Here is a 1,719-nt window from a genome sequence, read left to right as displayed (position 1 = left end):
CGCGGCGCCGCCGCTCATGCCGCGCCCCGCGCGCGGCAGGGTGAGATGCGCCCGGCGGCGCCCTGGCTATGCTGGGCCATGGCCGCCGGCCCGGGCGGCCGGAAGAGAGGGGAGACACGCATTTGTCGATGGTCCTGCTGCGTCGCTGCGGGGGCGCAGTCTATGCGCGCCGCGCCTCTGCCCCAAATCGCCGGGCATGAGGCGCTCCCTCCTCGCGGTGCTGGGCATCGCGCTGGTCATGGCGGCGCTGCTCCTCGCCATGGGCCGCAACCCGATCTGCGAATGCGGCTATGTCTCGCTCTGGCACGGCGCGGCGAATGATGCCGGCACCTCGCAGCACATCGCCGACTGGTACACGCCGTCGCACATCCTGCACGGGCTGATCTTCTACGCGCTGCTGGCCTGGCTGCTGCCGCGCCGCTCCCTCGGGCTGCGGCTGGTGCTGGCGGCGCTGGTCGAGGCGGCGTGGGAGATCGCCGAGAACAGCCCGGCGGTGATCGAGCGCTACCGCAGCGCCACCGCGGCGGTGGGCTATACCGGCGACAGCATCCTGAACTCGGTCGCCGATTACGGCTGGATGCTGTTCGGTTTCTGGCTGGCGGCGAAGCTGCCCTGGCGGGTGTCGCTGCTGCTCGGCCTGGCGATGGAACTGGCGGCGCTGCTGGTGATCCGCGACAACCTGACGCTGAACGTGCTGATGCTGCTCTGGCCGGTGCCGGCGATCCGCGACTGGCAGGCGGGCCTCTAGCGGGCCGCACGCCGAGGTTGCGCGACCACGGCCGGCCCTCGCGCCCTGATCGCTGGCAAAACGTCACGCCGCTGTCACGGCACCGTCGCACGGCTCGGATAAGGGCTTGCCCGCACGCAACGCCCCGGCGGCCCGGCGGACTCGCCGGGGCCGGGGACCAGCCCGAGGGAAGCCGGCATGACCCCGAGCCACGCCCCGCGCCGCTACCGCGCCCTGTTCATCTCCGACACGCATCTGGGGCAGCGCGGCTGCCGCGTGGACCTGCTGCTCGACTTCCTCTCCCGCGTCGAGTGCGAGCAGCTCTATCTGGTGGGCGACATCATCGATGGCTGGCGGCTGCGCCGTTCCTGGTACTGGGATGCCGGGCATGACCAGGTGATCCGCCGCATCCTGGCCATGGCGCGCGCGGGCACCCGCGTCACCTACATCCCCGGCAATCATGACGAGGTGTTCCGCGACTGGGCCGGGCCGGAATTCGAGGTGGCCGGGGTCTCGCTGGTGAAGGAAGCGATCCATGTCGCGGCCGATGGGCGGCGCTTCCTGCTGATCCATGGCGACGAGTTCGACAGCGTGGTGCGCTATGCCACGCTGCTCGCGCATCTGGGCGACTGGGCCTATGACGCGGCGCTGGCGCTGAACCGCTGGTTCAACGCGGTGCGGCGGCGGCTGGGCTATCCCTACTGGTCGCTCAGCCAGTGGCTGAAGCGCCAGGTGAAGGAGGCGGTGAAGGCGATCGACCGCTTCGAGGTGGCGCTGGCCGAGGAAGCGCGGCGCCGCGGCGTCGATGGCGTCATCTGCGGCCATATCCACCATGCCGAGATGCGGCAGGTGAACGGCATCCTCTATATGAATGATGGCGACTGGGTGGAGAGCTGCACCGCCCTGGCCGAGCACGCGGATGGCCGGTTCGAGCTGGTCGACTGGGCGGCCGAGCAGCGCCGCCGCCATGGCGCGCCGCAGGCCCTGCCGGC

At 71.1% G+C, this 1,719-nt stretch carries 2 protein-coding genes; both read left to right on the top strand.

Annotated elements, in window-relative coordinates; translation table 11 throughout:
- Positions 1-196: 196 nt before the first annotated feature.
- Positions 197-748 (top strand): DUF2585 family protein, encoded by a 552-nt coding sequence (locus tag HMPREF0731_RS02355; protein WP_007002398.1) that lies wholly within the window; start codon positions 197-199, stop codon positions 746-748.
- Between the two features lie 177 nt (positions 749-925).
- The coding region (locus tag HMPREF0731_RS02350; RefSeq protein WP_007002397.1) for a UDP-2,3-diacylglucosamine diphosphatase at positions 926-1,719 on the top strand (794 nt) is incomplete at its 3' end.

The sequence above is a fragment of the Pseudoroseomonas cervicalis ATCC 49957 genome (assembly GCF_000164635.1).
Lineage (GTDB): Bacteria > Pseudomonadota > Alphaproteobacteria > Acetobacterales > Acetobacteraceae > Pseudoroseomonas > Pseudoroseomonas cervicalis.
The sequence above is the reverse complement of the archived record's forward strand: the minus strand, read 5'-3'. Positions and strand labels throughout refer to the sequence as shown.

Bases quoted from the DNA above. Each gene is read 5' to 3' on its own strand.
- HMPREF0731_RS02355 (WP_007002398.1), top strand. From the start codon at position 197: ATGAGGCGCTCCCTCCTCGCGGTGCTGGGCATCGCGCTGGTCATGGCG.